This is a genomic window from Bradyrhizobium sp. I1.14.4 (assembly GCF_050435825.1).
GTDB lineage: Bacteria > Pseudomonadota > Alphaproteobacteria > Rhizobiales > Xanthobacteraceae > Bradyrhizobium.
The window spans coordinates 58,068-81,473 of sequence record NZ_JBNDLA010000012.1 but is presented as its reverse complement, the minus strand read 5'-3'; the positions used below and the strand labels follow the sequence as shown (position 1 = coordinate 81,473).

Below are 23,406 nucleotides of genomic sequence, written 5' to 3'. Positions count from 1 at the left end.
CGTCGTCTGACCGCGACGGTCTCAGGCACGCTGGCGTAGCGGCCGCGCGGCGTCCTTTGCCGGCACCGGCATGGTGAAGCCGTAAAGGAACAGGTCGACGACCATGTCGGCGAACTCTCCGGGATCGATCCCGCCTTTCGGGTCGTACCAGGTGTGGCTGAAGTTGAGGATGCCGAACAGCATCATGCTGTAGATCTTCTTGGTCCGCTTGACGATCTTGCCTTCCTTGTCGAGCTTGACCAGAAGATCTGCGATGGTATCGACCAGCTGGCGCTCCAGCGCCTTGATCGCATCCTGCTCGGTCTCGCCGAGGAACGAGAGGTCGTTGAGGATCACGCGCTGCTCGTCGCTCGAGCGCGCATTGAGCGCGACGATGGCCTGGATTGCGGCGCGGAACTGCTCCAGCGCCGTCGCCTTGCCGACCATCGCGGACTCGACATCCGCGATCATCTCGCGGATATGGGCATCGAGAATCGCGAACAGGATCGCTTCCTTGGAGTCGAAATAATGATACAGCGCGCCGCGCGACAGCTTGCAGGCATCCGCAAGGTCCGCGATCGAGGCACGCATGTAGCCCTGCCGCGCGAACAGGCCGCAGGCGGTGGTGAGAATGCCCTGCTGGATCTCGTCGTAATTTTCTGAGCGCGTCCGCGCCATACCCATCTCTCTCGTGCACCATCGGCGCCGCCGGAATCGGGCGGCCTTCGTCCCTCTATACTACCGCCGCCCCGCGCGCTCCTCCCCTTTGCGGGCACCATCCACCAGAACTCGTCCATCGCTCGCCATGACGCGCGACTTGCGTCAAAAAATAATTTGAACGACCGGTCGGATTATATTATGGTGCCCGTCATCAGGCAAGCGGATTGCGCACGCCGGGACCAACCCGGCGGCATCGAGGGAGGCTGCGCGTGGATGCTCACAAGGTCGATGCTGTCGTGATCGGAGCCGGTGCTGGCGGGCTGTGCGCCGCGGCGCGTCTTGCCCATGGCGGGCTGCATACGCTCGTCGTCGACGACAAGGACCGGCTCGGCGGGCGCGCCTCAACCGAGGAGATCGACGGCTTCAAGGTCAATATCGGCGCGATCGCGATCGAGTTCGGCGGCGTGTTCGAGGAAACCTTCCACACCGTCGGTGCGCCGCTCGACATCCGCGCGCCGGAGCCTGCGAGCTCGTTCTTCATCGACGGCAAGGTGATCGATGTCGGCCGCGGCGGCTGGTCGCTGCTGCTCGGGCAGCTCACGAAACAGGCGTCGCGCATCCTGGAGAAATTCGCCGACGCCCGCTCCGGCAATCTGCCCGACGGGCGGCAATCGACCGAGGACTGGCTGAAGGGCTACACCAGCAACGCCACGGTGCACGCGCTGTTCCGCAACCTCTGCGCGGCGATCTTCGCCTGCAACGCCGCCGAGCTGCCGGCCCGCGCCTTCCTCACCTATTTCACCGGCAAGGGCGCCTTCAAGAAGTTCGGCTTCTGCCCGCAGGGCACGATCGGCGTCTGGAATAGCCTGGGCAACGCTGTCAGGCGCAATGGCGACATCTGGCTCGATACGCCGGCGACGACAATCCACACCGCCAACGGCAAGGTCGAAGGCGTCACCGTGCTCAGGGACGGCGAGCGGGTGCGGATCGAGACCGACCTGGTCATCAGCAATGCCGGACCAAAGGCCACCGTCGCGCTTGCCGGCAGCGAGGCTTTTCCGGCGGATTATGTCGCCAGGGTGAAGAACGACCTTCGCCCGGCTTCCAACATCGTCATCAACGTCGCGAGCCGCGAGCCGCTGATCAATCATCCCGGCATCGTCACCTTCGGCAAGACGCGCCGGCTCTGCAACATGGCGAACCTCTCCGCGACTTGTCCGGAACTGGCACCGCCCGGCTGGCACCTCTATGTCGCCTATGCCGTGCCGGTGCCGGCGCTCGGCGATTTCGACTCCGATGCCGAAGTCGCGCTGGCGCTCGAGGATCTTCGCGAGCAGCTCGCGAACTTCGGCCAGGCAAAAATCCTGTCGATCCGGGTGATGCGCGACGACTGGCCAGCGCAACGCAGCTGCGCCGGTTACGACCTGCCGCGCGAGACCGGGATCGAGGGCCTGTGGTGCGTCGGCGACGCGGTGAAACAATATGGCAATGGCGGCACCCAGGCCTGCGCCGAAACCGCAAAAATCGTCACCGATGCGATCCTCGCCGCGCGGCCGCGCAGGTCGGCCGGCCGGGTCTGAGCGCGATGCCGACGATGATCCCCCATCGGACGCAGCAAGCAGCGCCACTCTCCGCGCCGGCGCAGGACAGCCTGCTCGAATTCCGCAACATCCGGATCGTCTACGACAACGCGATCGAGGCAATCCGCGACGTCTCGATCGCGGTGCCCGAGGGCAATATCGTCGCCCTGCTCGGCTCCAACGGTGCCGGCAAGTCGACGCTGCTGAAGGCGATGTCCGGCATCCTTTATACCGAGGAAGGCGTGATCGAGAACGGCAGCATCCGCTTCCAGGGCGATGAGGTGCACCATCTTGCGCCGGACGAGCTGGTCCGCCGCGGCATCGTGCAGGTGCCGGAGGGCCGCCGCGTGTTCGCGGCGCTGACCATCGACGAGAACTTGCAGATGGGCGGCTACACCCGGACAAGCGCCGAGGCGCGCCAGCGCCGCGACAAGGTGTTTGCGCTGTTCCCGCGGCTGCATGAGCGGCGCGACCAGATCGCGGGCTACATGTCCGGCGGTGAACAGCAGATGCTCGCGATCGGCCGCGCGCTGATGACCGATCCCGTGCTGCTGGCGCTCGACGAGCCGTCGCTCGGCCTCGCGCCCTTGATCATCGACCGCATCTATGAGGTGATCGTTCGGCTGCGTGACGAGCTGAAGATGACCGTGCTGCTGGTCGAGCAGAACGCACAGCGCGCGCTCGACATCGCTGACTACGGCTACATCCTGGAGACCGGCCGCGTCGTGCTCGACGGCACGGCAGAGAGGTTGGCCGCCAATGAGGACGTCCGGGAATTCTATCTCGGCGTCTCCTCCGGAGGTCGCAAGAGCCTGCGCGACGTCAAGCACTACAAGCGCCGCAAGCGGTGGCTGTCGTGACAGCGCTGCTCACAGTCGAGAACCTGTCAAGGCGCTTCGGCGGGCTGCATGCGGTCGCCGACGTCAGCCTGGAGGTCGCGCCCGGCGAGATCTGCAGCGTGATCGGCCCGAACGGTGCCGGCAAGACCACGCTGTTCAACATGATCTCGGGTGTGCTGCGGCCGAGCGGCGGCCGCATCACCTTCGACGGCATCGATCTCTCGAACATTTCGCCGTGGAAATTCGCCGCCGTCGGCATCGGCCGTACCTTCCAGAATCTCGCGCTGTTCAAGCACGGCACCGTGGTCGAGAATATCCTGACCGGCCGCCATACCCATCTGCGTTCAACCGTGCTCGATGCCGTGGTCTTCTTCGGCCGCACCCGCAAGGAAGAAATCGCGGCCCGGCAGCGCGTCGAGCACATCATCGAATTCCTCGAGATCGAGCATATCAGGGAGGCCGTCGTCGGCACGCTGTCCTACGGGCAGCAGAAGCGCGTCGAGCTCGCCCGCGCGCTCGCCTGCGAACCAAAACTGCTGCTGCTCGACGAGATGGTCTCCGGCATGAACCAGGAAGAGACCGAGGACATCGCGCGCTTCGTGCTCGACATCCGCGACGAGCTCGGCATCACCGTCGTGATGATCGAGCATGAGATGCGCATCGTGATGGACATCTCCGATCGCGTCCATGTGCTGAATTTCGGCCGCAAGATCGCCGAGGGCACACCCGACGAGGTCAGGCGCGATCCGGCCGTCGCGGAGGCCTATCTCGGCGGCCAGCGCGCCGAAGCCATGGCGAAGGCAGGCGCGTGATGTCGACGCTGGACAGTCTTCGCACCGCTCATCCGCCGCTGCAGGCCGGCGCTACGCGCAGCGCGCCCGCAGCAGGAGCCCACGCGTTCCAGGCCGCACTTGGGGATGCCGCCATCACCATCCCGCAATTGCTGCAGCAGCGCGCCACCATGCATGGCGAAGCTCTCGCGCTGCGCGAGAAGGACTACGGCATCTGGAATCCCTATTCCTGGCGGCACTATTACGAAACCGCGCGTGCGGTGGCGCTGGGTCTGCTGTCGCTCGGCATCAAGCCAGGCGACCGCGTTGCTATCGCCGGCGAGAACACGCCGGAATGGTTCTACGCCGATCTTGGCGCCCAGATGATCGGCGCGGTCGCGGTCGGCATCTATCCGACCAATCCCTGGGTCGAGCTGCAGTATATCGTCAAGCATTCCGGCGCCCGCATCGTCGTCACCGGCGATCAGGAGCAGACCGACAAGGTGCTGGACGCGATGGCCAACAATGGCGGCCTGCCAGATCTGGAAGCCATCGTCTGCATCGACATGAAAGGCCTGCGGCACTACCGGCAACCGGAGCTGATGTCGTTCGCCGCATTGTGCGAGCGCGGCAAAGCGTATGCACGGGAGACCGCGGACGCCAACGCCACGCTCGACCGCCTGATCAGCGAGGGCGCGCCTGACGATGTCTGCATCCTGGTCTACACTTCGGGCACGACGGGACCGCCCAAGGGCGCGATGCTGACCCATCGCAATCTCGTCTACGCTGCCTATGCCTACGCCAAAACCGTCGGCAGCGCCGACAAGCCGTTCGAGGCGGTGAGCTATTTGCCGCTATGCCACGTCGCCGAGCGCTGCTACGGCACGGTGACGCATCTGGTGCTCGGCGGCGCCGTCTCGTTCGCCGAATCGATTGATACGGTCGCGATCAACATCCGCGAGATCGCGCCGACCTTCTTCGTCGGCGTGCCCCGCATCTACGAGAAACTGCAGCAGGGCTTTCTGTTCCGGCTCGGCGAGAGCGGCAAGTTGCGGCAGAGCTTTACCAAGGCCTGCCTCGCCTGGGGCCGCACGCTGTCCGACCGTCGACAGGCCGGCAAGACCAACGTGCTCGACCGCGCCGCCTACGGGCTGCTCTATCTGTTGATGTTCCGTAATTTGCAGCGCCATCTCGGCTTCGCTTACAGCCGGCACCGGTTGTGCGCTGGCGCCTCGATCTCACCGGAGACGCTGCGCTTCTTCGACATCATCGGCCGTCCGGTGTCGCAGGGCTATGGCCTCACCGAAAGCGGCGGCGTCGCCTTCATCCAGACCGAGAACCATCACCGGATCGGCGGCTGTGGCGTGCCGTTGCCACAGACCGAATGGAAGCTCGATAGCGACGGCGAGATCCTGCTGCGCAACCCCGGCGTCTTCAAGGGCTACTTCCTCGACGAGAAGGCTTCGACCGCCTCTCTCGAAGCCGGCGGCTGGCTGCGCACCGGCGACATCATCGGAATGCTGGACAATGGCGAGATCGCCGTGGTCGACCGCAAGAAGGCGATCATCATCACCGCCGGCGGCAAGAACATCGCGCCGTCGGAGATCGAGAACGCGCTGAAGGATTCCGAATTCATCAAGGAAGCGATCGTGGTCGGCGAGGCCAGGAGGTATCTCGGCGCCATCATCCAGGTCGACTACGACAATGTCGGCCGCTGGGCCCGCGACCGCGCCCTCGCCTACACCAACTACAAGTCGCTGTCGCAGCTGCCGGAGGTCCACGAGCTGGTCGAGCGCATCGTCAGCGAGACTAACAAGCGGTTCGCCCGGGTCGAGAACATCAGGCGCTTCGCCATCCTCGAAAAGGAGCTCGACCACGACGACGGCGAACTGACCGCTACGCAGAAGGTGCGCCGCGCCATGATCGAGAAGAAGTTCGCGCGCGAGCTCGCCATCATCTACCGGACGGAGGGCTGAATGCAGTATCTCATCCAGCTCCTGATCTCGGGACTAGCGATCGGCGCAATTTACGGCCTGATCGCGATGGGCTTCGCCGTGATCTACAAGTCGACCGGGCTGGTCAATTTCGCCCAGGGCGAGATGACCATGATCACGGCCTATGTCACCTGGACCATCTCGACCACGGTCAGCGGCAATGTGTTCGTTGTCGCGGCAGGCGCGATTCTCGCAGCTATCGTCCTCGGCCTCATCATCGAGCGCGTCGTGATGCGGCCGATGCTCGGCGAGCCGGTGTTCGCGACCGTGATGGTCACGATCGGGCTCGCGGTGATCCTGCGCTCGGCCATCAATTTCATCTGGGACGCCTATCCGCATGGTCTCGATATCGGCATGGGCCGCGGCATCGTGCATCTCGGCGGCATCGGCGTGCGCACCGGGCAGGTCGCAGTGATCGCGACGCTGCTGGTGCTGCTTGCCGCGATCTGGGCGTTCTTCCGCTACAGCAGGGTCGGCGTCGCGATGCGCGCGGTCGCGGCCGACGACCGCACCGCGCTCTTGATGGGCATCAGCGCCACAAAAATCCATGCACTGGCCTGGGCCGCCTCCTCCGTGATCGCCGGCATCGGAGGCGTGTTCTTTGCGCTGACCTACGATCTGTCGCCAGCGATGTTCCAGCTCGGGTTGAAGGCGTTTCCGGCCACGATCCTGGGCGGACTCGACGCCGTGCTCGGCTCCGGCCTCGGCGGTCTCCTGATCGGCATCACCGAAAACCTTGCCGGCGGCTATCTCGGCTCCGGCATGAAGGAGGTCGCGGGCTTTGCCATGATCATAGTGGTGCTGATGATCCGCCCGTTCGGCATCTTCGGCGAACGAGACATCGAGAGGGTGTGATGCGCACGGGCGATTACAAGCAGGCCTATGGCGAGCTGGTTGCGCTGATCGATTCCCCACCGGTGTGGCTATGGTCGGCCGTGCTGCTGCTGGCGCTGATCGCAGCGCCCTACCTTCTGAACTCCTACGCGCTGTCGTTCCTGATGATCATCCTGATCACGGCGACCGGCGCGCTCGGACTCAACATTTTGACCGGCTACACCGGCCTGATCTCGCTCGGTCATGTCGGCTTCCTCGTCACCGGCGCCTATGGCTATGCGGTGCTGGTGTCGAAATATCACATGCCGCCGCTGGTCGGCTTCCTCGGGGCCGGCGTGGTGCCGGCGCTGGCGAGCCTCATCGTCGGCACGCCGTCGCTGCGGCTCAAGGGGCTCTATCTCGCGATCACCACGCTCGCCTTCTCCTTCATCATCAACACCGTGATCCTGGAGATGCGCTGGCTCACCAACGGCGCCCGCGGCATCCAGGTGCCGCGGCCTGACATCTTCGGCATCAGCTTCGACAGCGACGCGGCCTTTACCTATCTCTGCCTCACCATCGCGGTGCTGACGCTGCTCGCCACCCTCAACATCCGCCGCAGCCGGGTCGGCCGCGCCTTCGTCGCGATCAGGGACAACGACACCGCGGCGAGCGTCATGGGCATCAATCTGCACGCCTACAAGCTGTTCGCCTTCGTCACCTCGGCCTTCATCACCGGCATCGCCGGCGCGCTGTACGGCATTTATCTCTCATTCGTCAGCGTCGAGGGCTTTCCGTTCCTGCTCTCGATCGAGGCGCTGGCGATCCTGATCGTCGGCGGGCTCGGCTCGGCGCTTGGCGCCGTGCTCGGCACCATCCTGATCGTGCTGCTGCCGGAGGCGACAAGGATCGTCTTCAGCCTGTTCAGCGCGCAGATGGACGCGACATTCACCACCGGCGCGCAGGAGCTGAAGAGCATGCTCTACGGCCTTGTCATCATCCTGTTCCTGCGTTTCCAGCCGAGGGGGCTGGTCGGCGCCTGGCACGACATCAAGCGGACCTGGGTGCATTGGCCGCTGCGCTACTAACCAAAAAAAGACACAACACCATGAGGAGGAGACAATGATCAGACATCTGGCGGCAGCCTCACTGCTGCTTTCCACGGCCAGCCTTGGCATCGGCCCCGCCGCCGCGGCCGATCCCGGCATCACCGACACCGAGATCCTGATCGGCGACGTCGAACCCCTGACCGGCCCGCCGGCGCTGCTCGGCGTCGCGGCCTCGATCGGCCACAAGATCGCGATCGCGGAAGCCAATGCTGCCGGCGGCATCAACGGCCGCAAGATCAAGTATGTCCTTGAGGACGACGGCTACGTCACCGCGCGCACCATCCAGGGCGTCAAGAAGGTGATCGACGTCGACAAGGTGTTCGCGATGATCGGCATCTCCGGCTCAGGCCAGTCGATCGCCGTGATGCCGGTGCTGGAGAAGTCCGGCATCCCGACCGTGATCGACGTCGCGCCGGTGAAGTTCCTGTGGGAGCCGGCGCGCAAGAACGTGTTCGTGATCGGGCAATCCTACGAGGAAGGCATCGTCCACCTCGTCAACTTCCTCGCCGACAAGAATCCCGGCAAGAAATGGGGCCTGATCACACAGGACGACGATTACGGCATCACCGTGCGGGACGGCTTCGACTCCGTCGTCAAGGCCAAGAAGCTGAACGTCGTCTACAGCGGCAATTACAAGAAGGGCCAGCAGGACTTCTCGTCCGACATGCTGCAGCTGAAGGATTCCGGCGCCGAGGTGTTCCTGGCCGGCGGCATCATCGCCGAGAACATCGCGATGATGAAGGAACTCGAGAAGCTCAACGTCAAGCCGGTGACCGGCATCTTCTGGCCCGGCCGCATCGAGCCGGTGCTGAAGCTGATGGGCCCGGCGGGCGACGGCATCTACGCAGTCGATTATGTCGAGCCGTTCGCGGGCGTGGCCGGCAAGGCGTTCCTGGAGAGGGCCAAGCCGCTGGTGTCGGAGGCCGAGTTCAAGGGCATCAATCGCTACACCATGACCGGCTATGCTGCGGCGAAGGTGCTGATCGCGGCGATCGAGCGCTGCGGCAAGCAGCCGACCTGGGCCTGCACCATCTCGGAGCTGGAGAAGACCAGGAATGTCGAGACCGGCGTGATGGCGCCGATCAGCTTCGGCCCCGGCGTCCGCTTCTCCAACCAGAAGCTGCAGATCATGCAGGCCGATGCGGCCACGCTCAGCTTCAAGCCGGTGCACAAATGAAGGTCCTGATCGTCTTTGCCAATCAGGAGGCGCAGTCCTTCAACGCTGCACTGCTGGCGCGGTCGGTGGCGGAATTGACCGCGCTCGGGCATGCGGTCAGGATCTCCGATCTCTACGCGATGGGCTTCAATCCGGTGGCGACCGCGGAAGATTTTGGCGCGCGGCGGTTTCCCGACCGGCTGCAGTATGACCGCGAGCAGAAGCACAACCACCAGCGCAACACGCTCAGCGGCGACATCGCCGTCGAGATCGAAAAGCTGCTCTGGTGCGATCTCCTGATCCTGCAGTTTCCGCTGTGGTGGTTCTCCGTCCCCGCCATCATGAAGGGCTGGATCGACCGCGTGTTCGTCAACGGCGCGGTCTATGGCGCCGGCCGCCGCTACGACACCGGCGGCCTTAGCGGCCGCCGCGCCATGGTCGTGACCTCGACCGCGGCCTATCCCGGCATGTGCGCACCCGATGGCCTGGTCGGCGCGCTCGACGTGTTGCTGTGGCCGATCCATAACGGCACGCTGGCCTATGCCGGCTGCAAGGTGCTGCCACCCTTTGTGTCGTATTCGGTGAACTTCGTCGACGAGGCGACACGGCATCGCTATCTCGACGACTATGCGGAGCGGCTGCGGCAGCTCGAGACCACCGAGCCGCTGTTCTTTCATCCGCTGGCGGATTTCGGCGAAGACTGGCGGCTGAAGCCGGGCATCGCGGCGCAGGCGGTCGGCCAGGGTAAGCCGGCGGCGACGTAACGGCTGCCCTCCTCACATCCGCTTGGCGATTTCTTCCAGCATCACCTCGGTGGCGCCGCCGCCGATGGTCAGCACGCGCGCGTCGCGCACCATGCGCTCGATCGGGGTGCCGCGCATGAAGCCTGAGCCGCCATGCAGTTGCAGGCAGCCATGCACGACCTCGTGCAGCACCTCCGGCGACAGCGCCTTCACCATCGAGACCTCGCGGAGGCAATCTTGCCCGGCCGCCGCGAGTTCGGCGGCGTGATAGGCCAGCGCCCGCGCCGCCGCAGCCTTCGCGGCGAGCTGTGCGAGCTTCAACCTCACCCCCTGCTGGTTCCAGAGCGGGCCGCCAAACGCCTGCCGCGTCTTCACATAGTTCGTCGTCAGCTCGATCGCCTTGGCGGACTCACCGGCGCAGATGCCGCCGATGCAGATCCGCTCGTTCTGAAAGGTCTCCATGATGCCATAGAAACCCTTGTTCTCCTCGCCGAGCAGGTTCTCCGCCGGTACGCGCACGTCCTGGAACGAAATCTCGGCAGTGTCCGAGCAGAGCCAGCCATGCTTGTCGAGCTTGGTTGCCGTGATGCCCGGCGTGTTGCGTTCGACGATGAACAGCGAGATGCCGCGGCTGCCCTTGGCGTGCGGATCTGTGCGCGCGGCGACGATCAGGATATCGCCATAGACCGCATTGGTGATGAACATCTTGGCGCCGTTGATCACCCAGCTGTCGCCGTCGCGCCGCGCACGCGTCTTCAGGCCCGCGACATCGGAGCCGGCATCGGGCTCGGTCACCGCGATCGAACAGACCGTCTCGCCGCGGATGATCGCCGGCAAATATTTCTGCTTCTGCTCCGGCGTGCCGCGCAGGCTGATGTGCACCGCCGACATGTCGGTATGAACAAGGATCGACGAGGTGAAGCCGCCGAAGCTCGAACGTCCGAGTTCCTCGGCAAACACCATCGAGGCCAACGGGCCCATGTCGGTGCCGCCATAGTCGGCCGCGTGGCGCATGCCGAGAAAGCCGAGCGCGCCCATGCGGCGATAAATCTCGCGCGGAATCTTGCCGTCGCGTTCCCACGCTTCGCCATGCGGCACCACCTCCTTCTCGACGAACCTACGCACCTGCTCACGCAGCATGCGCAGCTCCTCGGGCAGATTGGGCTGCTCCGAGAAATGGAATTCGGTCTCAGTGAGCTGGCGCGGATCCGAGGTCATGACGTTCATTGTGGCGCCCTCTCATGGCCGATGTGAAGATGGTTTCGCAGAAAATTCGCAAGGGATGCGATCGCCTCGCGCGCCTGCGGGATCTCCGGGAACATCTGGAAAACGTGAATCATGCCGTCCCAGACTTGCAGCACGACGTCGACGCCGGCGGCCTTGGCGCGCGCGGCAAGCTCCGTCGAATCATTGCGCACGGTCTCGCGGTCGCCGACCTGCACCAGAAGCGGCGGCAGGCCGGCGAGATCAGCATAAAGCGGCGAGGCCAGCGGATCGCGCGGGTCGCCATCCTTGCCGAGATAGTTCTTGGCGAGCGCCAGGATCATCGCCCGCTGGTGGATCGGATCGGCCTCGGCGCGGCTCTCATAGCTCGCGCCGGCAGCCGTGAGATCGGTCCAGGGCGAGATCAGCGCGCCGGCCGCGGGGAGCGGCACGCCGCGGTCGCGCGCCGCCAGCATCGCACCGAGCACGAGATTGCCGCCCGCGGAGTCCCCGGCGAAGGCGATATCCGCCGAACGCAGTCCCTGATGGCGCAGATATTGATAGGCGATCAGCGCATCATCCAGCGCGGCCGGGAAACGATGCTCCGGCGCGAGCCGGTAATTGATCGCCAGCACCCGACAGCCGGATGCCGATGCGACCCGCCCGATCAGGTCGCGATGCGAGGCGACCGAGCCGACGCGGAAGCCGCCGCCGTGAAGATAGAGGATCGCCTTGTCGCGCGGCGCATCTGCCGGCACAAGCCATTCGCCGTCGATGCCGCCAGCGGAGACCGGCTGGCAGGTCACGGGCACCGAGCGGACCGCAAAAGCGGCGTCCCAATCGCTCCGCATCTGCGCCACGGTCGTATCGCGGGTCCAATTGCGATAGATCGTGCGCAAGCGCTCGATCGCACGATCGACCGGCGTGATCGCGATATTGTCGTCCGCGCTGCCCATCTCAGCCGCCGATGCCCATGCCGCCGGACACGCCGAGCGTCTCACCGGTGATATAGGCGGCCTGGTCGGACGCCAGGAACAGCGCCGCCGCAGCAACCTCCTCCGGCTCGCCGAGGCGGCCGAGCAGCGTCGCGCCGGTCATCGCTTGCAGAATTCTGTCACCGCCTTTCGCGACGGCCTGTTCCAGCATCGGCGTGCGGATCGGTCCCGGCGCAATCGCGTTCGCGGTGATACGAAAGCGCGCATTTTCTCGCGCGATGCTCTTCGTGAAGGAGATCACGCCACCCTTGGCCGCGGAATAGACCGCACCGCCCTTGGAGCCGAGCCGCGCGGCCTCTGAGGTGACATTGATGATACGGCCGAAGCGCGCCGCCTGCATTGCCGGCAACGCAGCGTGGGTGCAGGCCAGCACCGAGGTGAGATTGACCGCGATCAGCCGGGACCAATCTTCTGCGGTGGTGTCGGTGAAGAAAGCGTGCTGATCGATGCCGGCATTGTTGACGACAATATCGAACGGACCATCCTGCGCCATCACTGCCTGCACCGCCGTGGCATCGCTGACATCGAGTCCTGCGACCACGGCGCCGGTCTCGCGCGCGAGCGCCGAGGCAGCGGCCACGTCGAGATCGGCGATCACGACCCGGGCGCCTGCGCCGGCAAAGCTGCGGGCAATCGCCGCGCCGATGCCGCGCGCGCCGCCGGAGACGAAGGCACGGCGGCCATCGAGACGCCCGAATGGCAAGGGCGCCACCTCAGCGCCCCGTGAATACAGGCTTGCGCCGCTCAATCACGGCGGCGAGCCCTTCGCGTGCGTCGGCCATTCCCGAGAGCTCGGCAACGGTGCGCGCCTCCTCCGACAGGCACTGCTCGATGCTGGTGCCGGTGCCGGCCCAGACCAGCCGCTTGGTCGCCGCCAGCGCCTTCGGCGCGCCGGCCGCAAGCTCGCGCGCCAGCCCGAGTGATGCGTCGGCCAGCTCCACATCGGGCACCACCTTGGTGACAATGCCCATCTGCAGCGCCTCGGTGGCCGGGATCACCGGGTTGGTCAACAGGATCGACATCGCCCGCCGCAGGCCGACCAGCCGCGACAGCGTGACGGAGACGCCGGCATCCGGCGCCATCGCCACCCGCGTGGCGCCGGCGAGGAATTTGGCCGATTCCGCCGCGATCACGATGTCGGAGGCGCACACCAGACCAAAGCCGCCGCCGCCTGCCGCAAAGCCCTGCACCGAGGCAATGACAGGCGCCTCCAGCCGCAGCAATCCCGTCACCGCATTCTGCAGATACGCGGTGGCCTGCCGGATATAGTCGGGAAGCTTCTCGCCCTTGGAAGCGAAGGCGCGGACATCGCCGCCCGCGCAGAAATTCGTGCCCTCGCCGCTTAACAGCACCACGCGCAGATCCGGATGACCGTGGCAGACCATGATGGCGTCGCACAGCGCGCTCAGCAGTTCGGCGCTCATGCCGTTGGCCGCGTCGGGACGGTTGAGCCGCAGCCGCGCGATGCCGTCGGTGATGTCGAGCAGAACGGGGCCCTTGTCGATCATGGCGAGACACCTTTCTTAGAGCAGGTCAGATCGAAGCGGATGGCGATGGTGCGCCCCTCTCCCCGTCCTTACGGGGAGAGGGTTGGGGTGAGGGGAGTCTCCGCATGAACGGCAACAGCCGGATTCGTGGAGACTCCCCCTCACCCGGAACGCATCTAACGATGCGTTCCGACCTCTCCCCGCACGCGGGGCGAGGCGAAGGGAAGTCCGCTGCTCAGTGCATCGCAAACTCATCTCAAACCAGGAATGACAGCGTGTAGATCGCCTTGTCGTTGTTGACGAGGATGACCTTCTTGGCGGCCATCCGCAATTCACCGTCGACGTGGCGCAGCCGGTATTCGTTGCGCGCCGCCCACAACGTGTCGTCGCGCAGGCTGGATTCGAAGATCAGGCTGTTGCTGGCGACCGCCATGTCGCCATCGTCCGGCTGCTCGTCCATCAGTTCGATATTGGAGATCAGCCGGCGCAGGTTCGACTGCGGCGTCTGGGTGAAATGCTTGCCGGTCATCAGCTGGCGGACGCGCAGCGCGATCCGCGAGCGGTTGTCGTAGATGATCGACATCTGCCGCTCCGGATCGATGTCGGCGCCGTTGGCCGGCACCCAATAGACCCCGTCGTCGGTCCAGAGCTTTTCCCAGGCCTCGTATTGATGCTCGTCCTGCAGCCGCGCCTCGCGATAGAGGAAAGCGGTAATGGCGCTCATCAGCGTGGCGCTGCTCTCGCGCGACAGCATCAGGCCGGCTCCATCAGCTTGCGATAGTGGGTCCAGATGCCGCGCGATGGCACTTCATCGGTGACGTGGCCGACCGTGAAGCCGAGCTCGTCTCGCCGCTCGCGCTTCTCGCCTCGGCCGACGAAGATCCATTCCGGATTGCGCGCCAGCACGCCACGGTGGCAGCGCTCGTACATTTCGGAATCATCCGCAAGCAGAAAGCCGGCCGGGCCGACCGAGCCCATGGTCTGCTGGCGCAGCCTCCGGTTCAGATCGGGCGCGCCCTTGAATTGCAGTGCGGTGACGTGCTGCACGCTGTCGTCGACGCCGAGGGGCTGGATCACGAACATCTGGATCTCGGCGATGAACAGGTTCGGGAAGATCATCACATGCGGCGTGCCGTCGATCATGATCTCGCGCGCCGCGGTGTCGCCATAGGTCGCCTTCATCCGCGCGGTGTAATCGGGCAGCCGTTCCTCGCTGGTGCCGAACCAGCTCATCGGCGCATCGCGCTTGCGGAACTCGGGCCGCAAGTCGATCTCGGTATGACCGTTGCCGTAGTCGCGCGTCAGCGCGCTCGAGGCGCCGCCATAGAGCTTGCCGATCATGCTGTCGGCGACGCCGAAGATCGAGGTGTGCACGAAAGCCGGGTGATAGCCGTCGCACTCGTTCTCCAGGATAAACTTCCAGTTCGCCTTGACGCGATGCTTGAGGAAGCCCGCCGTGATCTCGACCTCGCCCTCGGGCGAGGTGCGCACCAGGCGATCGATGGTCTCCGCGGCGCCGCCAAGGTGCTCCTTCAGGGTCGGTCCGTCAGCCACGAACGAGCCGAACACGAAGCCGCGATAGGATTCGACGCGTGTCACCCGCCCGAGCGAGAGCTGCGACTTGTCCTGCCCCTCGTAACCATCAGGGAAGGCATAGCCGACCAGGCGGCCGTCATTGGCAAAGGTCCACGAATGGAACGGACAGGTGAACGAGCGCGCATTGCCGCGCTCATAGGAGCAGACCTGGTTGCCGCGATGCGAGCAGCGGTTGAGCAGCAGGTTGACCTTGCCCTGCTCGTCGCGCGTCATGATCACGGATTGCGGGCCGAGCGACTTGACGACGTAGTCGTTGGCGTTCGGCACCTCGCTCTCGTGTCCGACATAGACCCAGGTCCGGTACCAGATATTCTTGAGCTCGGCCTCGAAAACCTCGGGATCGGTGTAGAGCGATCCGTGCACCCGGTCGGGCCGGATCAACCGCTCCCACGGCGAGACGCCGGTCGTCATGCTCATCGCTCCGTCTCCCTCGCCGCCCGCTCGCCGCGGACGCCTTTATCGGTCGGCCAATAATAATCCGAACGACCGTTCGATCAATAAATAGCACGGGTGCCGCGAGCCGGCAAGCGGCTTTGCGAATGGCGCGTATCGCCGGCGCGGTACGCCAAGATGCAATCCCGGGTGGCCAGCAGTGCCAAGGTCCCGGCCTTGCGCCGTGGCGCGCGCGCATCCTGATGGCGATGTGTGAACGACGCCCCGTCGGTTGAAACTGCATCCTGGTCACGGCTGAGTTGCAGCCGTCAGTCGACATCGGTTCCATCACCTGTTGAATCGCGGCAACACCGGCGAACAAAATGCGCAATCGTGCGAATTGCGCATTTTGCACCACGACTGCGCCGCATCACGGTCCAATCCTGCCTGCGGGTGGCGCAACAAGAACACTATTGGGGAAAACCTACATGCAGCAGGCACCTTCGGGCGCACGGAGCGCGGAATCGTCTGGATACGTTCTCTATTTCCAGCTTGCCAGCAATGGCGCGAGACGCGCGTGCAGTCTGACGATCCAGGCGGAAAGTGCCAACGAGGCGGCGCGGATCTTTCGCGAGAACTGGAGCGAGATCGAATCGATGGCGCGCGATGGCGTGAGCACCGGAATGGTCGGCTCGGCGCCAGTCAGCCTGGCGATGGCGTGAGCCGTATCGCGCGACGCACGGCGAACCATATGCCTGAGATGTGACAGGACGACGGCCGTAGCCGCAGGCCATGACCGCGCGGTCAATTGACGCGCTAACGCGACAATCAAGTCATGACATGCAGGGCTTGCGCGCACACGCGAGCCCTGCAACGTCTTAGAATAATTCAAATCCAATCCGGTTAGAGAGATTCAAGTCTGCTCCGGTTCTTTTCGCGCGCGCCGACTGCTAGAGGCCCGGCGTGAACGAGTTCGCGTGAATCGGAAGTCCAAGAGTGCCTGTGAATGCTGATGGCCGGGTTGTCGGCGACCGTCGAAATGCCGCCGACATGGGCCGCACCCACCTGCTGATCGGTGCAGCCTTCCTGCTCGCCGATGTCTCCTCCGCGGTGACGCCGGCAAATGCCCAATCGAGCGTCCCGTTGCCGCCGGTCATGGTCGAATCGCCGACGCAGAAGCGCAAGCCGGCCGCCGCTGCTGCGGCAAGGCCGGCGCAGCGAACACAGGCGGCCGCCGCGGCGCGGCAGCGCAGCCGGAATGCCCAGCCGACAGCGTCGGAGCGCGCGGCCGCAGCCGCCGCAGCGCTGAACGAAGCCAAGCTCGGCTATCGCGCGATGCCGAGCTCGACCACCTTGCGCAGCGGCGCTTCGCCGCTCGACACCTCGCAGACGGTCAACGTCGTGCCGGAGCAGGTGCTCAGGGATCAGCTGCCGCGCAACCTCGACGACGCGCTGGCCAATGTCAGCGGCGTCACCCAGGCCAACACGCTGGCCGGCACCCAGGATGCGGTGATGCGCCGCGGCTTCGGCGACAACCGCGACGGTTCGATCATGCGCAACGGCATGCCGCTGGTGCAGGGCCGCAGCCTCAACGTCGCGGTCGAAAGTGTCGAGGTGCTGAAGGGTCCGGCGTCACTGCTCTACGGCATCATGGATCCCGGCGGCATCGTCAACACGATCAGCAAGCGCCCCGAGCTCTATCAGCACGGCTCGGTGACCCTGCTCGGCTCGACCTACGCCAACTCCAAGAGCGGGGCCGACGGCACGATCGACATCACCGGCCCGATCGGCAATGGCGGCCTCGCCTATCGCTTCATCGGCTACGGCGTGAGTGAGGATTATTGGCGCAATTTCGGGCGTCATCGCGAAATGCTGGTGGCGCCGTCGCTGGCCTGGTACGGCGAGAACACTACCGTCCAGCTCAACTACGAGCACCGCGAATTCATCACGCCGTTCGACCGCGGCACCGCGTTCGATCCCGCGACAAAGGCGCCGCTGGCGATCCCCGCGACGCGCCGGCTCGACGAGCCCTTCAACAACATGTGGGGCACCTCCGACCTGATGCAGGCCTCGGTCGAGCACCGGCTGAACCAGGACTGGAAGCTGTTCGCCGCCTACAGCTACAACACCGAGACATTCAGCGCCAACCAGCTGCGCATCACCGGCATCAACGCCAAGACCGGCGTCGAGACTCGCAGCAATGATGGCACGCAGGGCTCGCTCAGCAATTCGAGCTACGGTACCTCCTATCTGCAGGGCAATGTCTGGCTCGGCGGCTTCCGCAACGAGGTGCTGTTCGGCGGCGACGCTCAGTACCGCACGATCTATCGCGACAATCTGATCCGGCAGGCGACCCCGAGCTTCAACTTCTACAACCCGGTCTATGGCCTGATCACGCCGGGCACCACGGTGTCGGCGGCCGACAGTGCCCAGACCGACAAGCTCGGCCAATGGTCGCTGTTCTTCCAGGACACACTGCATCTGACCGAGCGCTTCGCGCTGGTCGGCGGCGTGCGCTACATGGATTACGACCAGTTTGCCGGCAAGGGGCGGCCATTCATCACCAACACCAACGTGTCGGCCGACAAGGTGTTGCCGCTCGGCGGCGCCATTCTCAAGCTCACCGACCAGGTCTCGCTGTATGCGAGCTACACGCAATCGCTGAAGCCGAATTCGACGATCGCGCCCTTGAGCAATGGCGGCGGCGTCGTGCTCGGCTCGAACATCGCGCCGGAAGAAGGCACGCAATACGAAGCCGGCCTCAAATTCGACCTCAACAAGCGGATCTCCGGCACGGTCGCGGTCTACGACATCGACAAGCGGAACGTGCTGGTGAGCCAGCTCGACACGTCCACCGGCCTCAACGTGTACACGGCGGCCGGCAAGGTGCGGTCGCGCGGCGTCGAGGTCGACGTCACCGGCAGGCTCACCGACAATTGGAGCATGATTGGCAGCTATGGCTACACCGACGCGCGGGTGACCGAGGATCCGACTTACGCCGGCAAGCAGCTGCAGAACGTCGCGCTGAACACGGCCTCGCTCTACCTCGTCTATGATTTCGGCACGGCGCTGCCCGGCCGGCTTCGGCTCGGCGGCGGCGCGCGCTACGTCGGCGATCGACCCGGCGACGCGGCGAACAGCTTCGTGCTGCCGTCCTACACGGTCGCAGACGTCTTCGCGACCTACGAGACCAAGGTCCAGACGTTCCCGGTGATCTACCAGTTCAACGTCAAGAACCTGTTCGACACCGTCTACTATCCATCTGCCGTCAGCAATCTGGCCGTGGCGATGGGCGATGCGCGGCGCTTCTCGCTCTCGGCGACGGTGAAATTCTAACATGGCTGCGGCGCGCACAGCGATCGGACTGCTGGCCGTCTTGGCCGCGACCGCTTTCGCCTGCGCCACGGTCCGCGCTGACGAGCTCACGCTTTACTCGACCCGGGAAGCCAATCTGGTCGAGCCTGTCACCGCGGCCTTCACGGCAGCGACCGGCACCCAGGTCAAGACCGTCTTAGTCGAGGACAGCCTGGTCAAGCGACTGACATCCGAGGGCGACACGTCGCCCGCCGATGTCCTGCTGACCATCGGTCTCGACAAGACGACCCAACTTGCCGCGCGCGGGCTGACGCAGGCGCTTGCATCGCCGGCGCTTGACCAGGCGGTGCCGGCGAACCTGCGCGGCAACGGCGGCCAGTGGATTGCGCTCGCCGTTCGTCCGCGTGTGGTTTTCGCACGCAAGGACAGTCCGCTCACCGCGATCGCCTATGAAGAGCTCGCCGATCCCAAATGGCGCGGTAAGTTATGCATGCGGCCGGCCGCGCACCAGAACAACGTGGCGCTGATCGCCGCCTACCTAGCACATCACGGCACGGATGAGACGCAGACCTGGCTCGCCGGAATGAAGGACAATCTCGTTCACAAGCCAGCCGGCAAGGATAACGACGTCGTCCGCGAGATCGCGGAAGGACGCTGCGAGATCGGCGTCGGCAACACGGTCGCGCTCGCACAACTCCGTGACGGCCGCGAAGGCAGTGATTGGCGCGCAGCGGCGGACACCGTGAAGGCAGTGCCGACCGCGTTCGCGGGCGGCGGCAGCCACGTCAATCTGACCGGCGCGGCGATCGCCCGCCACGCGCCGCATCCGGCCGCCGCTCGCGCCTTCCTTGAATTCCTCGTCACACCGGAAGCCCAGACAATCTTTGCCGCCGCTGAACTGGAATATCCCGTGCTTGCGACGGCAAGGCGGGCCTCGATCGTCGAAGGGATCGGATCGTTCCCCGCCGATGTACTGCCCGTCGACCAGATCGCCGCGCATCAAGCGGCCGCAATCGCCCTGATCCGAAAGGCCGGATTCGATGAGTGATGCTCGACGCCCGATCAAGGCCGCGCTGCTTCAGGCCCATTCGATTGCTGGTCTTGCACTGGCGCTGCTCTGGGCCGTGGTCGGCCTCACCGGCGCGACCATGGCCTTTGAAGATGAGATCGAGGCCAGCCTGAACGGCCACATCATGCGCGTCGACGCCAGTGCGGCCCGGCGGCTCACGCCGGACGAGCTGGTCGCACGGCTTCAGGCTGCCGGCGACTTCGGCAAGGTCTCGGCTGTCACGATGGCCAGCGATCCGTCAGCCGCGGCGCGCGTCCGCTTTGCCCGCAGCGAAGCCGGCTCACGCCCGTCCTCGGTCTATGTCGATCCCTATGACGGGCACGTGCTGGGCGCGCCGCGCGGCGAGGCCTTTTTCGCGACCGTCCGCAAGCTGCATCGTTGGCTGCTGTTGCCGGGCGACGGCAATGGCGTTGGCCGCAAGATCACCGGCACCGCCGCGATCTGTCTGATCTTGATGCTGATCACCGGCCTCGTGCTGCGCTGGCCGCATCGCGCGCGCAGCGTGAAGATGTGGCTGAAGCCAAATCTGGGCCTGCGCGGGCGTGGCCTGCACCGTTCGATGCACGCCGTAATCGGCACCTGGATGCTGCCGGTCTATCTGGTGATGACGCTGACCGGGCTGTGGTATTCGTTCGAATGGTACAAGGCCAGCGCCAACTGGCTCTTCGCGCCCCCTCACGCCACGACAGCTGCAATGCAGTCCAAGCCGCCGCGCGGCGCGGCCGCTGCCGAGAGCAAAGTTGAAGCCAGGACCGAAACCAAGGCTGAAGCGAAGGCCGGGGCCAATCCGCTTGCCTTCGATCACGTCTGGTCAGCGTTCCTGCAGCAGGAGAATGACAGTTACGGAAGGGTGCTCCTGACCCTGCCGGCTGGCGCGGGCACGGCGATGCGCGTACGGTCCTGGCCGCTGGATTCGACGCTCGAGAGCGTGCGTGACGAATTCCGTATCGATGCCGTCACCGGGCGCGTCATCTCATCGGATCGCTACGCGGATAAGACGTTTGGCGAGCGCGTCCTTGCCGGCGTGCTCGACATCCACCGGGGCGCCATCCTGGGATGGCCCGGCAAGCTCGCCTTCATGCTGGCCGCCGCCATGATGCCATTGTTCGCCGTGACGGGCCTGCTGCTCTATCTGTCCCGCCGCAGGCACCGGCGCCTCGCGCGCCAGCCGGTGGGCCACCTCGTTCCGGGCGAATGAAACTCGTTCGCCGGCAACGCGCCGCACGCGCGTCACGGTGCTTCTCCAGGCCGGCGCTCAGCCGAGATCGGGCGCAGCGAGTCGGGCGCGCAACTCGGCGTCCGTTTCAGCAGCGAGCTCGAGCAATCCGCGATAGGGATCGCCCGGTATCCCGAGCGCGGCGGCAAAGGCGGGCTCGGTCTTGAGGCCGCCTGCCCTTGACTTGCCGACGGCTCGCCGCAGCCGTCCGTCATCGAGCGCAAGCAGCCGCCGTTCGACCTCGAAATGGATCCAGCCCGACTGCTGCTCGACCGGACACTGATCACCGAACAGCTCGAACGGCCAGCCATCCCACACAAAGCGGGCAACTACCGGCCGCGTTCCCGAGGTCCATCGGTAGAGGACAAAATCACCGGCCGATTGATAGTGGGTCCAGACGATGTCCGCGAAAGCATTTGGATCGGACGCATGGCAGACGATATCGATATCGCTGCCGGGCACGGCAAGGTCGAGCGGCAGCGTTCCGACGATACGTGGATCGAATGGCTCGAGCCGCTCCATCACGGCAGAGTTGGTGACGGCGGATGCGTAGTGCCCGACTGTCATCGCGTGGCATGCCCTCGATATCGCAGCGACGCAATACCACGGTTACGCGGAATGAGGCAGCCATCTACGGATGGACGGAAGCCTGAGGGAAAGCGGCCTTGTAAACGTTGCGGGACGATCTCGACCGCGTCACCGTGGTCGAAAATCGCCCCGCCAAGCCGGCGGACAGGCGAGACTGCTCGCGAGCACGCCCGTCCAGCCGGTAGTCGGAATGATCCGTTCGATCGATTAGCCGAACTGGTTCATCGTGTTGTGGGCGCCGCCCGCCTTGAGGGCGGCCTCACCGGCGAAATACTCCTTGTGATCGTCGCCGATGTCGGATCCCGCCATATTCTGATGCTTCGCGCAGGCGATGCCCTGACGGATTTCCGCGCGCTGCACGTTCTTGACGTAGCCAAGCATGCCCTGCTCGCCGAAATACTCCTTCGCGAGATTGTCGGTCGACAGCGCAGCCGTGTGATAGGTCGGCAACGTGATCAGATGGTGGAAGATGCCGGCGCGCTTGGCCGAATCCGCCTGGAAGGTACGGATACGCTCGTCGGCTTCCTTCGCCAGCGGCGTGTCGTCGTACTCCACCTTCATCAGCTCGGCGCGATTGTACTTGCTGACATCCTGGCCGGCTTCCTTCATCGCGTCGTAGACCTGCCAACGGAAGTTGAGCGTCCAGTTGAAGGAAGGCGAGTTGTTGTAGGCGAGCTTCGCGTTCGGAATGACCTTGCGGATGCGATCGACCATCGAGGCGATCTGCTCGATATGCGGCTTCTCGGTCTCGATCCAGAGCAGGTCGGCGCCGTTCTGCAACGAGGTGATGCAGTCGAGCACGCAGCGATCCGCACCGGTACCGGGACGGAATTGGTAGAGGTTGCTGGGAAGCCGCTTCGGACGCATCATCTTGCCGTTCTGATTGATGATGACATCGCCGTTCCGCGCATTGGCAGCCGTCACTTCCTCGCAATCGAGGAAGCTGTTGTACTGATCGCCGAGGTCGCCGGGCTTGTGGCTCACTGCGATCTGCTGCGTCAGGCCGGCACCGAGCGAGTCGGTCCGGGTCACGATGATGCCGTCTTCGACGCCGAGCTCGAGGAACGCATGGCGGCAGGCGCGGATCTTCGCGATAAACACCTCGTGCGGCACGGTCACCTTGCCGTCCTGGTGGCCGCACTGCTTCTCGTCGGAGACCTGGTTCTCGATCTGCAGGGCGCAGGCACCCGCCTCGATCATCTTCTTGGCGAGCAGATAGGTCGCCTCGGCGTTGCCGAAGCCGGCATCGATGTCGGCGATGACGGGCACGACATGGGTCTGGAAATTGTCGATCTTCTCGATCAACGCCTTTTCCTTGGCCTTGTCGCCTTCCTTGCGGGCGGCATCGAGCGCGCGGAAGATATCGTTGAGCTCACGAGAATCCGCCTGACGCAGGAAGGTGTAGAGTTCTTCGATCAGAGCCGGCACCGAGGTCTTCTCGTGCATCGACTGATCTGGCAGCGGTCCGAATTCGGAACGCAGCGCCGCGATCATCCAGCCGGAGAGGTAGAGGTAGCGGCGGTCGGTATTGCCGAAGTGCTTCTTGACCGAGATCAGCTTCTGCTGAGCGATGAAGCCGTGCCAGCAGCCGAGCGACTGGGTGTACTTGGTGCTGTCGGCGTCATAGGCGGCCATGTCCGCGCGCATCAGCGCAGCTGTGTAGCGGGCGATATCCAGACCGGTCTTGAAGCGGTTCTGCAGGCGCATGCGCGCCACGGCTTCGGCGGTCACGCCGTTCCAGGTGTCCTTGGTCTTGAGCAGCGCTTCGGCTGCCTCAAGCTCGCTCTGATACGAAGCCGGTCCCTGGATGGCCCGGTCGCCGATCCCGCGCGGTTGGAAGTTCATGTCCGTGATCCCTTCGGTGACGAAACAACTGCTGCGTTTGTGACGTGCAGCGTCACCGAGGGCTAGACCTGGCGCGG

Annotated in this window: 21 protein-coding genes; 12 read left to right on the top strand and 9 right to left on the bottom strand. The window is 65.0% G+C overall.

Features of this window, described 5'->3' with window-relative positions; genetic code table 11:
- Nucleotides 1-21: 21 nt before the first annotated feature.
- Nucleotides 22-657: a TetR/AcrR family transcriptional regulator gene (locus ABIB78_RS23545; RefSeq protein ID WP_429028981.1), complete on the bottom strand. Its 636-nt coding sequence runs from the start codon at nt 655-657 to the stop codon at nt 22-24.
- 251 nt (nt 658-908) lie between these two features.
- On the opposite strand from ABIB78_RS23545, the gene ABIB78_RS23540 reads away from it, so the two are divergent.
- The 8 genes from ABIB78_RS23540 to ABIB78_RS23505 are packed head-to-tail and all read left to right on the top strand — an operon-like array spanning nt 909 to nt 9,664.
- Nucleotides 909-2,219 carry a phytoene desaturase family protein gene (locus ABIB78_RS23540; protein ID WP_429028980.1) on the top strand — a complete coding sequence of 437 codons (1,311 nt, stop codon included), beginning with the start codon at nt 909-911 and terminating at the stop codon, nt 2,217-2,219.
- Between the two features lie 5 nt (nt 2,220-2,224).
- Nucleotides 2,225-3,079, top strand: coding sequence for an ABC transporter ATP-binding protein (locus ABIB78_RS23535; RefSeq protein ID WP_429028979.1), 855 nt, complete (start codon nt 2,225-2,227; stop codon nt 3,077-3,079).
- Entirely contained in the window at nt 3,076-3,870 is a 795-nt protein-coding gene (locus tag ABIB78_RS23530) for an ABC transporter ATP-binding protein (protein ID WP_429028978.1), read from the top strand. Before ABIB78_RS23535 ends, ABIB78_RS23530 begins: the two co-directional genes overlap by 4 nt.
- On the top strand, nt 3,870-5,804 hold the full coding sequence (locus ABIB78_RS23525; protein WP_429028977.1) for an AMP-dependent synthetase/ligase: 1,935 nt from the start codon (nt 3,870-3,872) through the stop codon (nt 5,802-5,804). The genes ABIB78_RS23530 and ABIB78_RS23525 overlap by 1 nt, the downstream gene beginning before the upstream one ends.
- Nucleotides 5,805-6,677 carry a branched-chain amino acid ABC transporter permease gene (locus ABIB78_RS23520; protein ID WP_429028976.1) on the top strand — a complete coding sequence of 291 codons (873 nt, stop codon included), beginning with the start codon at nt 5,805-5,807 and terminating at the stop codon, nt 6,675-6,677.
- Nucleotides 6,677-7,723 (top strand): branched-chain amino acid ABC transporter permease, encoded by a 1,047-nt coding sequence (locus ABIB78_RS23515; protein ID WP_429028975.1) that lies wholly within the window; start codon nt 6,677-6,679, stop codon nt 7,721-7,723. Before ABIB78_RS23520 ends, ABIB78_RS23515 begins: the two co-directional genes overlap by 1 nt.
- Nucleotides 7,724-7,757: 34 nt before the next feature.
- Nucleotides 7,758-8,921, top strand: a complete 1,164-nt coding sequence (locus ABIB78_RS23510; protein ID WP_429028974.1) for an ABC transporter substrate-binding protein — start codon at nt 7,758-7,760, stop codon at nt 8,919-8,921.
- Nucleotides 8,918-9,664 (top strand): NAD(P)H-dependent oxidoreductase, encoded by a 747-nt coding sequence (locus tag ABIB78_RS23505; protein WP_429028973.1) that lies wholly within the window; start codon nt 8,918-8,920, stop codon nt 9,662-9,664. Before ABIB78_RS23510 ends, ABIB78_RS23505 begins: the two co-directional genes overlap by 4 nt.
- Before the next feature lie 12 nt (nt 9,665-9,676).
- Here the strand turns inward: ABIB78_RS23505 and ABIB78_RS23500 are convergent, their stop codons facing one another.
- From ABIB78_RS23500 to ABIB78_RS23475, 6 genes are all read right to left on the bottom strand, one after another.
- Complete coding sequence (locus ABIB78_RS23500) at nt 9,677-10,870, bottom strand: acyl-CoA dehydrogenase family protein (protein WP_429028972.1); 1,194 nt, start codon at nt 10,868-10,870, stop codon at nt 9,677-9,679.
- Entirely contained in the window at nt 10,867-11,802 is a 936-nt protein-coding gene (locus tag ABIB78_RS23495; protein ID WP_429028971.1) for an alpha/beta hydrolase, read from the bottom strand. Before ABIB78_RS23495 ends, ABIB78_RS23500 begins: the two co-directional genes overlap by 4 nt.
- A 1-nt stretch (nt 11,803) precedes the next feature.
- The gene (locus ABIB78_RS23490) at nt 11,804-12,553 is read right to left on the bottom strand and encodes an SDR family NAD(P)-dependent oxidoreductase (protein WP_429028970.1); all 750 of its coding nucleotides are present in this window, start codon (nt 12,551-12,553) and stop codon (nt 11,804-11,806) included.
- Nucleotide 12,554: 1 nt separating this feature from the next.
- A complete protein-coding gene (locus tag ABIB78_RS23485) occupies nt 12,555-13,349 on the bottom strand; it encodes an enoyl-CoA hydratase/isomerase family protein (RefSeq protein WP_429028969.1) in 795 nt (264 codons plus the stop codon).
- A gap of 235 nt (nt 13,350-13,584) precedes the next feature.
- Nucleotides 13,585-14,082 (bottom strand): aromatic-ring-hydroxylating dioxygenase subunit beta, encoded by a 498-nt coding sequence (locus tag ABIB78_RS23480; protein WP_429028968.1) that lies wholly within the window; start codon nt 14,080-14,082, stop codon nt 13,585-13,587.
- Nucleotides 14,082-15,341, bottom strand: coding sequence for a Rieske 2Fe-2S domain-containing protein (locus tag ABIB78_RS23475; RefSeq protein ID WP_429028967.1), 1,260 nt, complete (start codon nt 15,339-15,341; stop codon nt 14,082-14,084). Before ABIB78_RS23475 ends, ABIB78_RS23480 begins: the two co-directional genes overlap by 1 nt.
- Nucleotides 15,342-15,784: 443 nt before the next feature.
- Between ABIB78_RS23475 and ABIB78_RS23470 the strand changes: the two genes are divergently transcribed.
- The 4 genes from ABIB78_RS23470 to ABIB78_RS23455 all read left to right on the top strand — a co-directional run bounded on the left by ABIB78_RS23470 (nt 15,785) and on the right by ABIB78_RS23455 (nt 20,878).
- The gene (locus tag ABIB78_RS23470) at nt 15,785-16,018 is read left to right on the top strand and encodes a hypothetical protein (protein ID WP_429028966.1); all 234 of its coding nucleotides are present in this window, start codon (nt 15,785-15,787) and stop codon (nt 16,016-16,018) included.
- Between the two features lie 328 nt (nt 16,019-16,346).
- The gene (locus ABIB78_RS23465) at nt 16,347-18,632 is read left to right on the top strand and encodes a TonB-dependent siderophore receptor (protein ID WP_429029094.1); all 2,286 of its coding nucleotides are present in this window, start codon (nt 16,347-16,349) and stop codon (nt 18,630-18,632) included.
- A gap of 1 nt (nt 18,633) precedes the next feature.
- Entirely contained in the window at nt 18,634-19,659 is a 1,026-nt protein-coding gene (locus ABIB78_RS23460; protein ID WP_429028965.1) for an extracellular solute-binding protein, read from the top strand.
- Nucleotides 19,652-20,878 (top strand): PepSY-associated TM helix domain-containing protein, encoded by a 1,227-nt coding sequence (locus tag ABIB78_RS23455; RefSeq protein WP_429028964.1) that lies wholly within the window; start codon nt 19,652-19,654, stop codon nt 20,876-20,878. Before ABIB78_RS23460 ends, ABIB78_RS23455 begins: the two co-directional genes overlap by 8 nt.
- A gap of 57 nt (nt 20,879-20,935) precedes the next feature.
- Here the strand turns inward: ABIB78_RS23455 and ABIB78_RS23450 are convergent, their stop codons facing one another.
- A complete protein-coding gene (locus ABIB78_RS23450) occupies nt 20,936-21,463 on the bottom strand; it encodes a DUF4269 domain-containing protein (protein WP_429028963.1) in 528 nt (175 codons plus the stop codon).
- A gap of 228 nt (nt 21,464-21,691) precedes the next feature.
- Nucleotides 21,692-23,329, bottom strand: coding sequence for an isocitrate lyase (locus ABIB78_RS23445; protein ID WP_429028962.1), 1,638 nt, complete (start codon nt 23,327-23,329; stop codon nt 21,692-21,694).
- Nucleotides 23,330-23,406 lie beyond the last annotated feature (77 nt).

Excerpts from the sequence above, each read along its gene's own strand:
- ABIB78_RS23545 (WP_429028981.1), bottom strand. The coding sequence starts at position 657 with ATGGCGCGGACGCGCTCAGAAAATTACGACGAGATCCAGCAGGGCATT.
- ABIB78_RS23535 (WP_429028979.1), top strand. The coding sequence starts at position 2,225 with ATGCCGACGATGATCCCCCATCGGACGCAGCAAGCAGCGCCACTCTCC.
- ABIB78_RS23525 (WP_429028977.1), top strand. The coding sequence starts at position 3,870 with ATGTCGACGCTGGACAGTCTTCGCACCGCTCATCCGCCGCTGCAGGCC.
- ABIB78_RS23520 (WP_429028976.1), top strand. The coding sequence starts at position 5,805 with ATGCAGTATCTCATCCAGCTCCTGATCTCGGGACTAGCGATCGGCGCA.
- ABIB78_RS23515 (WP_429028975.1), top strand. The coding sequence starts at position 6,677 with ATGCGCACGGGCGATTACAAGCAGGCCTATGGCGAGCTGGTTGCGCTG.
- ABIB78_RS23510 (WP_429028974.1), top strand. The coding sequence starts at position 7,758 with ATGATCAGACATCTGGCGGCAGCCTCACTGCTGCTTTCCACGGCCAGC.
- ABIB78_RS23505 (WP_429028973.1), top strand. The coding sequence starts at position 8,918 with ATGAAGGTCCTGATCGTCTTTGCCAATCAGGAGGCGCAGTCCTTCAAC.
- ABIB78_RS23500 (WP_429028972.1), bottom strand. The coding sequence starts at position 10,870 with ATGAACGTCATGACCTCGGATCCGCGCCAGCTCACTGAGACCGAATTC.
- ABIB78_RS23495 (WP_429028971.1), bottom strand. The coding sequence starts at position 11,802 with ATGGGCAGCGCGGACGACAATATCGCGATCACGCCGGTCGATCGTGCG.
- ABIB78_RS23485 (WP_429028969.1), bottom strand. The coding sequence starts at position 13,349 with ATGATCGACAAGGGCCCCGTTCTGCTCGACATCACCGACGGCATCGCG.
- ABIB78_RS23480 (WP_429028968.1), bottom strand. The coding sequence starts at position 14,082 with ATGCTGTCGCGCGAGAGCAGCGCCACGCTGATGAGCGCCATTACCGCT.
- ABIB78_RS23475 (WP_429028967.1), bottom strand. The coding sequence starts at position 15,341 with ATGAGCATGACGACCGGCGTCTCGCCGTGGGAGCGGTTGATCCGGCCC.
- ABIB78_RS23470 (WP_429028966.1), top strand. The coding sequence starts at position 15,785 with ATGCAGCAGGCACCTTCGGGCGCACGGAGCGCGGAATCGTCTGGATAC.
- ABIB78_RS23465 (WP_429029094.1), top strand. The coding sequence starts at position 16,347 with ATGGGCCGCACCCACCTGCTGATCGGTGCAGCCTTCCTGCTCGCCGAT.
- ABIB78_RS23460 (WP_429028965.1), top strand. The coding sequence starts at position 18,634 with ATGGCTGCGGCGCGCACAGCGATCGGACTGCTGGCCGTCTTGGCCGCG.
- ABIB78_RS23455 (WP_429028964.1), top strand. The coding sequence starts at position 19,652 with ATGAGTGATGCTCGACGCCCGATCAAGGCCGCGCTGCTTCAGGCCCAT.
- ABIB78_RS23450 (WP_429028963.1), bottom strand. The coding sequence starts at position 21,463 with ATGACAGTCGGGCACTACGCATCCGCCGTCACCAACTCTGCCGTGATG.
- ABIB78_RS23445 (WP_429028962.1), bottom strand. The coding sequence starts at position 23,329 with ATGAACTTCCAACCGCGCGGGATCGGCGACCGGGCCATCCAGGGACCG.